This is a genomic window from Yoonia sp. R2-816 (assembly GCF_046762905.1).
In the GTDB taxonomy this organism is placed as follows: Bacteria; Pseudomonadota; Alphaproteobacteria; order Rhodobacterales; family Rhodobacteraceae; genus Yoonia.
Map to the genome: position 1 here is coordinate 1 of NZ_JBKQXN010000015.1, position 7,904 is coordinate 7,904.

The following is a 7,904-nucleotide window of genomic DNA, read 5'->3' on the forward strand; positions in this document are numbered from 1 at the left end:
GAAAGCGAACCTTTCTGTCCGCGTTGTTCTTCATCGCTACGTCGCAATATCGTCCTGCCTTTTGGAAGAGACTGTCTCCTCAGCATCCTCTTTATGGCGTCCGCTCGGGTGAGCGTTTGTGCATAAAAATACCTGAAGAGAAGAATGATACGTTACACTTGGCAAACTAGAATTTTTTTTTAAGGCGGCCCAGTTCCAAAACCCACTAATTCACGCCCAGACAACTATTTGCACAAACAGTAAAGTTCGGTTGCGCCGCAAACGGTGTTGTCACGTTAACCGTCGTTCGGTTGCCCATGATATAATTTGGACGTAAGTGACATCGATGAAGTCATCGTCAATCAGCTACAAGCGCCACCGGTTTCCTCCTCAGATCATCGCGCACGCGGTGTGGCTGTACGTTCGCTTCAATCTGAGTCTGCGTGAAGTTGAAGAGTTGCTTCTGCAGCGTGGGATCGATGTGTCTTACGAAACTGTCCGGCGTTGGGTCATCAAATTCGGGCCGGCGGTAGCTCGAAACCTGCGGCAGAGACAGAAACGTCCAGGTGATGTCTGGCATCTGGATGAAGTTGCCGTGAGAATCTCAGATCGCAAGTATTAGCTCTGGCGCGCGGTCGATCAGCATGGCGTCGTGCTGGACGAAATCCTCCAATCGAAACGGGACAAACGGGCGGCAAAACGGCTGTTGCGCCGCCTGATAAAGCGCCTTGGTTTCATTCCCAAGCGGATCATCACGGACAAACTACGCTCATATGGTGCCGCCAAGAGTGAGGTTGCGCCGGGGTTGGATCATTGGGCGCACAAGGGCCTCAACAATCGAACTGAAAACAGTCATCTCCCTTTCCGAAAGCGGGAAAGGACGATGCAAGGCCAACGCTTTCCAGGAGGGTTGCAAAGGTTCGTGGCGACCCACTCTGCCATCCGCAATTGCTTCAGCGTCCCCGCTCACCGCCGCTCAGCCTTAACAATTCGATATCACCACCTCGAGGCCTTTGACGCATGGAATGCCGCTGCTCGAGCTGCATGAAATCTGATCATCAGCATTCTTTGTTGGGCAGGAAGTTATCGTGACAACACCCGCAATGACATCCATCTGCGCACGATGCTGGACACATTGGAGGAAGCGGGCGCTGTCGCGATTGATGCGGGAACCCAGGAGGTATGCCTGCTGCTGTCTTCCTATCAGCCGCTGCCGGGTCAGAGGATCAGCTGGCCTATCTGACCCAGAACCTTGGCGGTCATTTTGATGCTGCAGCCGAGAATGTCCTGGGGCACACGCCTCCGCACTTTGAGCGCGCGGTGCATTACACCGAGCTGAGCGCCGATCATGTTGCGGCGTTGAAAACCGCCTATGACGCAGCTCAGATAGCGTTGTTGGAGGACCTTAGCGCGCAGGCGGCGGAGATGAAGAAAGCGGCGAAAGAATTGCCAAAGGAAAGGCGCGGTTTTAGGTTTGGCGCAGGTGGATACCTTTACAGCAAACAGGATGATACCCCATGAAAAAGCTGATTTTTGGCCTGATTGTTGCGTTGGCGGCCTGTAGCGCTCCACAGCCGGAGCCGACAGCCCACGACGAACCCATGATTGACACCGCGCCGGTCATGGCATCCCCCGTCATGATCCTGCGTTGCCCAACAGATGAGGTTATCGCACGCGACGGTATCGGCGGAACCGGTTGCCGGTAATTGACAGCCGGGGCGATCCTGTCACTTACGCACATACATCGTGCACACCCGGCGTCAGTCGACCACCGTGTGCCACAGACTGTGAGTTCGTGAGCACGAGGATAGTGCAGCCGCAACGAAGGTCCGGTTTGACGAAGCTGCGCCGCGGAAAAAATTCCGACCAAAGGCAAGTTTGGGCCGTTTAGGCAATTCGTTTTTCGGGTATTTGATCATTCATGTCTTGGATCAGAATTTGGGTTGCAGTCAGAGCGTTTCAGCTGAAATCTGCAATTCGTTAGGCAACAGTTCACGCACCAAGCCAGTAATTTTTGCGCTTGCGTAGCCCGCTGCGCCATCGCGTGTGGGATGCATCCCACACGCTCCCTCCACCTCCTGGATTTCAAGGACAGTGTAAGGTCTTTGGTAAAGCCACTCCCGGTTCTCGATCGCAGTCAGGTCAGGGTTCGGAGGTTGCTCGTCAGTGAACGCGTAAAAGTGCAGCGTAAATCCGTACCCATGCACATGCTGCACGGAGAGTGGAGTCATTCCCCAATCCAAACAACTTTTGTGGAGGGGAGCGATGTCATGGGTCCTGAGCGTCAGGAGATTGAGGGTGGCCCCTCCTCCCAAACGCGAGGTGTCGTACTGCAGGTCAGGTCGATTGCCTTTGAACCAATGCTCGATCAGTTCTATCGTGAACCCTTCCGGGTCCCGAAAGTGTGCGAGATATCCGATATCCTGGAATTGACGGGCCGCGCCCACCTGCACGCCTTTGCGAAGCAACTGATCACAGGCCAGTTCAATATTGGGCACCGCGAGCGCGATTTTCCAATAGACGTCTTGATTTGACGGTTGATATGGTTTGTTCGCAGGCTCGAAAATCAGGCCCACTTCTTTATCCCCGTACCCAATCGTTCCATCGTCACGGCCGACCATGCCCAGAATGTCGATGTAGAACTCTTGCTGAGCATGGTGGTCGCGGCTGCGCAACGTGATCTGATCAATTCTGGGCATGGAGTTGCTCCTTTCGCTGCGAAGGCGCGCCTATTGCGCGACCTTAAAATGGTCTTCGCGCAACAGCGCGGTTCCATCAGGCTGAAGTGCCCAGAGCTCTTTGGTAATGATGCCATGCGCGTTGTTCATGCGCCATTCGGCGGAGACCACGGCAGTTTCCAAATCCTGAGCGACAACGGTTGTCGTATTGAAATAGACAACGTCGTCAAAGCCGCCTTCGACAAGCTGTGTCCAGAACGCCTGGATGGCTTCGCGGCCTTCGAAGGTTCCGAATGGTTCGGCCACCATCACGGCATCTTGTTCGTACATGGCGGCTGCGCCTGCAGCGTCGCCCGAATTGAAGGCATCGCGCCATTGGCGGCTTGCCGTCGCGACGGCCATGCTGAGTTCGAATTCGCTTGCCGCGCGCGTTGCGGCTTCTTCGGCTTGAGCCGTTAGCGGCATCATCGTTGCGACTGCAACGCCAGCGGCGGCTACGAGAGTTTTAAGTGAGTTGAACATTTCATTCTCCGTTGTTGATGACAGAGAAATACGCATGTCGCGTTATCCGAAAAACCCAAGCTCGCCGGACTGACCGTTCGGAAAATTCGGACAGTGCGGCTTGCTGGCGAAAGGCCTTATGCCACCTCGGACAACTTCTGCTTCATAAAATCGATCATCGCACGAACGCTCAACGGCGGGACGGTTCCAAAAGGATGGATCGCGTAGATGCCCGTGGAGCGCGGCTCGTACTGAGGCAAGAGTTCAACAAATTCTCCGGTCCCCAGCCTGTCTCGCAGGAAGAAGTGCGGCAAGATCCCGATACCTGTGCCATTCTTGATAAGCGCCTGAACCGCATTGACCGAATTGGCCGTCGCAATCTTGTGGAACTTGAAAGTTCTCGGTTTTCCTCCTTCCCGCGCCACTACACGATGTTCTGCATCTGAGGTTTCCCAGTGATGCGAGACGTAAGGAAGGTTCCTCACCGTTTTGGGTGAAAGCCCAACCTCTGGGTCGAGACTATGTTCACGACAAAAAGATGGCGAAGCGCATAGGATATCCTTTGCAACGCCGATCCGTTGCGCCTTGAATTCACTATCCGGAAGCTCGCCTACCGTAATCGCCAGGTCGATGTTGTCTCGGATCAGATCAAGGCGCTTGTCGTCCACGACCAATTGCGGTTCGATGCGTGGATAGCGTTCGACCAGATCACCAAGTGCAGGCGCGATGGTGCATTCGACCATCGCATGAGGCCCGGTAATCCGAAGTGAGCCCATGGGCTCTGCAAGGTGCTCGCTTACCTCTTCCAGCGCCGCATTCGAAAGGTCGTTCATTTCCCTGCACCGGCGGTAGAATTTTTCTCCCATGGCTGTGAGACTCTGACGCCGTGTCGTTCGGATCAGGAGCTGTGTACCAAGTGATGTCTCTAGTTGTTTCAGTGCATCACTGACACCGGATTTTCCCATGTCGAGTGCATCTGCGGCTTTGGTGATTGATCCGGCATCGACAATGGCCACAAAGATGCGAACTTGGTTGGAAACGAGGCTCTTCATTGTACGATAATTGACGCCACTTTGCATGTTAATGCAATCGAAACCGGACAGTGATTTGTCTCAGTGTAGCCCCAGTCCCAAGTTCCTTCACAGTCCAGTGTTGGTCTTCCGCCAGCGCGTCGCGCCCGAAAAGTCCAAGTACAAATCCTCGAAGTTGATAGAATACGATCGTGTCGCCACCACGGGGAGCGGGGGTCCAACCAAGTTCAGAGTAGAACATCTTTGATCGCTCGAGGTCGGTAACACCCAATGCAATCAATGAAACTCACTGGGGCGTCATGGCAACCCACCCTTTGTTTTAGGTTCGTCCAAACATAGCAGACCTTGGTCACTGTGCAGCGTTCTTGATAAACGGGGCTTACCTTCAATTTTCGCCGCCTGCCGCACGAACGTCAGCTCAATCGCACACAAGGTCAGCTACTCGGCTTTGCCTCAGAAAATTCATGGGGTTGGCGACAGTCAAGGACGACCGGTTTCGGTTTGACTGCGGTAACGGCATTGCTGCGCGAGCATTGGGCCGCTCTGAGCCAGTGTGTTCAATGCTGCAGGGCGCACCGATGTCGGGACTGAACCAAAATTGACTGGCTAAGGGTTTGGATGAATACTTGCTCATGCATCAAGCAATTCTAATACGAGGTTGAAGACCATGCTGTGTTGGATGACTAAGACATGAATGCTGACCTAGAACGCTGGTATGCCAGACTTGAAAAGGATCAAAGACAATTGGCAATGAAACTGCGGGCGATCATTATAGGGCAAGGCGCTAATCTGAGAGAGGAACTCAAGTGGAACCAGCCCTGCTTTTATGGAAAATCCATGGTTTGCTACATTCAGAAAGCAAAGCGGCACATGACCCTTGGTTTTGGCAGTGGCACCGAACTTTCTGACCCGGAAGGGTTTTTGCAAGGAAGTGGCAAACAGATGCGGCACGTTAAATTGCCGCTGGCTGTTCATATAAACAATGTCGCTTTAGGCCGGCTGGTAACCAACGCTATCCAAATCGATGGCCGTCAGTAAGCCATTGAAGAAATGAACGCCGGCAGCGGTCTAGGTCCTGCGTTCCAAACTGGTGACACGTTTGTAGGCAGAGTTCTTGCCATCTGAAAGCAGTCATTGTCGGAATTTCACCGAAGGCCCGAATTGTCCCGCGACTTGATCCTTGGCCGCTCAATCCTCGCTGCAGCGCGCACCAATGGCCGGTCTTCCCGCTGCCACGCAGCGTAAAAAGCTGAGCGGATGCAGCGCAATCCGTGCTGCGAGCGCGCGCGGCGAGAAAATCCGAGGTGCTAGGTGGGCTCAAACTGGTCATCCGACGCTTTTGATCAGGTTCAGAGCGGCCGGACATCGGCGTCGATGTCAGCTCTGCGGAGAGGCTGTGTGAAAACTCCAAACGCTCGGCAAAATGCGCCGAAAAACCCCTTTATGTGCTCTCTCGCACTTCTGAGAGAGTTTCTGCACAGGTGATGAAAACGAGCGCGACGAGAGAGACCAAGGTACGGAGTATTCACACAGCCTCCGGACGTATCTAACAAACGACATTGTCGTTGGCATTGTTTAAAAGGCTCAACTAGATAGAAGCCACACCCTTTGGTTGGGTCTCGCTGATTGGAGACATTTTTGAAGAAGTTTACGTATAGGACCGTTACTTCAGACTATGCCTCAGACTGGAGAGTTTTACGGCTTGAGGGAGCACGTGATTTTCCACTGGGGTTTCTAGTAACGCTGGAAGAAATGGCCGCAGCTGACATTGCCCGTTGCGGTGATATCTTGAAGGGTGGCCACATCCGCGGTGTCTATGATGTTGAAAAATTAGTTGGATTTTGCGGTTATCGCCCTCAACAGCTCGAACAGACCAAGCATCGCGGCGAGATTGGGCCCTTCTTCGTTACTCAAAAATACCACGGTAGCCCCGCAGCTATGGTGATGATGACCGGTGTGATTGGGGAAGCAAGAGAAGATGGTTTGGAACAACTCGAACTCTTCGTCGATACTGAAAATTCAAGAGCAATAGCATTTTACGAGCGATTTGGTTTTGAACGAATTGCTACCCACAGAGACGGTGTGCGGATTGCAGGAAATTCTAGAGATGACTTCTTCTATACTCTACGGTTATGACACGGACTTGGCAAAGCCGACATTCGTCGCATTGTAGAAATGTAGTAGTAATGGGATGTACCGGCTGCTCCACCCAGCAGGTTAGGCTTTGCCTATTTCTGCAAATAGGAGAAGTAGTCATGAAAACCAAAACCCCAGAAGGCACCGATGATCTGCTTCCATGGAAAACCGCGACATAAGCCGGTCAGGCCGGATATTTACAATGAAGGCAGGGTGGACACAAAAACTATCAAAGGAGCCGTTCGGGCGGACCAATTCTTTTTGCGTAAATCGTTCGGTAATCCCCCCGAAATTTAGTGGTGTTTGTCGGTAGAATTTTCTCAACAATGAACGAGGAGATTCTGATGAAACAATCGAAGTTCAGCGAAGCCCAGATCATGGGGATTTTGAACCAAGCCGAGAGCGGTGTGCCTGTCGCGGACCTATGCCGTGAACATGGGATGAGTACGGCAAGCTTTTATAAGTGCTGATGGCTTCTGTTTCAGACGACGCTCTGACGAAAGTCACTCGTCTCTTCAACGCCAGCATCAACCATATCATTGCTGAGCTTTTGCAAAATGCCCGCAGATCGGGTGCAACAGAAGTGGTAATTGAATGCATCGATGATCCCGCAATCGGCCCAGCCATAGCCGCTTTGCAGCATGAATGCTTGCCGCAGCGCCGAACCAGCCCCATTTTACATTCAACGGGATCGTAATCTCATCCTCCTCCCGAGAGACCGATCTCCGCATAGCGGTTGTTGCACCTCCTCCCGCGACAGTCGCAAAAGCAATAAAGCGTTGCCAGAAATGGCAGCGCTTTGTTGTGTTTCAGGAGCCAGGTCACACGCCCAGTTGGACCGTGCGTTAGAAGTGAAGAACTGTGAAGCAGGTCTAGGGGGCCTTGCTCATTTCGGCTATGTTGCAATGATGAATGGTTTACTACCACCAGGATTTCTGGACGAGCTTCGCACGCGGCTATCCATTGGGCAGGTCGTCGGACGCAAAGTCATGTGGGATCAACGCAAATCCAACCAGGGTAAGGGTGATTTATGGGCATCGTGCCCATTTCACCAGGAAAAATCCGCCAGCTTTCACGTCGATGATCGCAAAGGGTATTATTATTGCTTTGGCTGCCAGGCGAAGGGAGATGCAATTTCGTTTGTGCGCGAAACCGAGAACGTCGGCTTCATGGAAGCGGTTCGGATCCTCGCGGATGAGGCGGGGATGACCATGCCTGCGCGCGACCCTGAGGCGCAGAAGAAAGCGGACCGTCGTAAGCTGTTAGCGGATGTCATGGAGCAGGCGGTGCAGTTTTATCGCTTGCAGCTGAAAACCGGGGCAGGGGCCGCAGCACGCGATTATCTGGCGGGCCGTGGACTTGGCGATGAAGCACTGGACCGCTGGGAGATCGGGTTCGCGCCACCTGGTTGGCAGAACCTTTGGGACCATTTGACCTCGAAAGGCGTGGCGGAGGATTTGATCCTTGGCGCGGGTTTGGGCAAACCTTCAAACCAAGGCAAGAAACCCTATGACACGTTTCGCCACCGCATCATGTTCCCGATCCGGGACATACGCGGACGTGCGATTGCGTTCGGGGG

Annotated in this window: 8 protein-coding genes and 2 pseudogenes; 7 read left to right on the plus strand and 3 right to left on the minus strand. The window is 53.4% G+C overall.

The annotated features are described in order from the left end of the window. Positions 1-325 precede the first annotated feature (325 nt). The 3 genes and pseudogenes from ACFWW2_RS00120 to ACFWW2_RS00130 all read left to right on the plus strand — a co-directional run bounded on the left by ACFWW2_RS00120 (position 326) and on the right by ACFWW2_RS00130 (position 1,685). A pseudogene (locus tag ACFWW2_RS00120) lies at positions 326-1,027 on the plus strand (IS6 family transposase). A gap of 134 nt (positions 1,028-1,161) precedes the next feature. After that, a complete protein-coding gene (locus ACFWW2_RS00125) occupies positions 1,162-1,500 on the plus strand; it encodes a hypothetical protein (protein ID WP_393925334.1) in 339 nt (112 codons plus the stop codon). Continuing rightward, complete coding sequence (locus ACFWW2_RS00130; protein ID WP_393925335.1) at positions 1,497-1,685, plus strand: hypothetical protein; 189 nt, start codon at positions 1,497-1,499, stop codon at positions 1,683-1,685. Before ACFWW2_RS00125 ends, ACFWW2_RS00130 begins: the two co-directional genes overlap by 4 nt. 243 nt (positions 1,686-1,928) lie before the next feature. On the opposite strand, the gene ACFWW2_RS00135 is transcribed toward ACFWW2_RS00130, so the two are convergent. The 3 genes from ACFWW2_RS00135 to ACFWW2_RS00145 form a co-directional block, all read right to left on the minus strand. Next, complete coding sequence (locus ACFWW2_RS00135) at positions 1,929-2,678, minus strand: VOC family protein (RefSeq protein WP_393925336.1); 750 nt, start codon at positions 2,676-2,678, stop codon at positions 1,929-1,931. Between the two features lie 30 nt (positions 2,679-2,708). After that, positions 2,709-3,179 carry a YybH family protein gene (locus tag ACFWW2_RS00140; protein WP_393925337.1) on the minus strand — a complete coding sequence of 157 codons (471 nt, stop codon included), beginning with the start codon at positions 3,177-3,179 and terminating at the stop codon, positions 2,709-2,711. A gap of 116 nt (positions 3,180-3,295) precedes the next feature. Continuing rightward, entirely contained in the window at positions 3,296-4,237 is a 942-nt protein-coding gene (locus ACFWW2_RS00145; RefSeq protein ID WP_393925338.1) for a LysR family transcriptional regulator, read from the minus strand. 642 nt (positions 4,238-4,879) lie between these two features. On the opposite strand from ACFWW2_RS00145, the gene ACFWW2_RS00150 reads away from it, so the two are divergent. The 4 genes and pseudogenes from ACFWW2_RS00150 to ACFWW2_RS00165 all read left to right on the plus strand — a co-directional run. After that, positions 4,880-5,227: a DUF1801 domain-containing protein gene (locus tag ACFWW2_RS00150; RefSeq protein WP_393925339.1), complete on the plus strand. Its 348-nt coding sequence runs from the start codon at positions 4,880-4,882 to the stop codon at positions 5,225-5,227. Between the two features lie 600 nt (positions 5,228-5,827). Continuing rightward, positions 5,828-6,325, plus strand: a complete 498-nt coding sequence (locus ACFWW2_RS00155; RefSeq protein ID WP_393925340.1) for a GNAT family N-acetyltransferase — start codon at positions 5,828-5,830, stop codon at positions 6,323-6,325. A gap of 344 nt (positions 6,326-6,669) precedes the next feature. After that, a pseudogene (locus tag ACFWW2_RS00160) lies at positions 6,670-6,789 on the plus strand (transposase); the annotation flags it as partial. Between the two features lie 444 nt (positions 6,790-7,233). Beyond that, positions 7,234-7,904: DNA primase (locus tag ACFWW2_RS00165; protein WP_393925341.1), on the plus strand; the 671-nt coding region annotated here is incomplete at its 3' end.

What these genes read in the sequence shown, in the direction of transcription:
- ACFWW2_RS00125 (WP_393925334.1), top strand. Translation starts at nt 1,162, where the DNA reads ATGCCTGCTGCTGTCTTCCTATCAGCCGCTGCCGGGTCAGAGGATCAG.
- ACFWW2_RS00130 (WP_393925335.1), top strand. Translation starts at nt 1,497, where the DNA reads ATGAAAAAGCTGATTTTTGGCCTGATTGTTGCGTTGGCGGCCTGTAGC.
- ACFWW2_RS00135 (WP_393925336.1), bottom strand. Translation starts at nt 2,678, where the DNA reads ATGCCCAGAATTGATCAGATCACGTTGCGCAGCCGCGACCACCATGCT.
- ACFWW2_RS00140 (WP_393925337.1), bottom strand. Translation starts at nt 3,179, where the DNA reads ATGTTCAACTCACTTAAAACTCTCGTAGCCGCCGCTGGCGTTGCAGTC.
- ACFWW2_RS00145 (WP_393925338.1), bottom strand. Translation starts at nt 4,237, where the DNA reads ATGCAAAGTGGCGTCAATTATCGTACAATGAAGAGCCTCGTTTCCAAC.
- ACFWW2_RS00150 (WP_393925339.1), top strand. Translation starts at nt 4,880, where the DNA reads ATGAATGCTGACCTAGAACGCTGGTATGCCAGACTTGAAAAGGATCAA.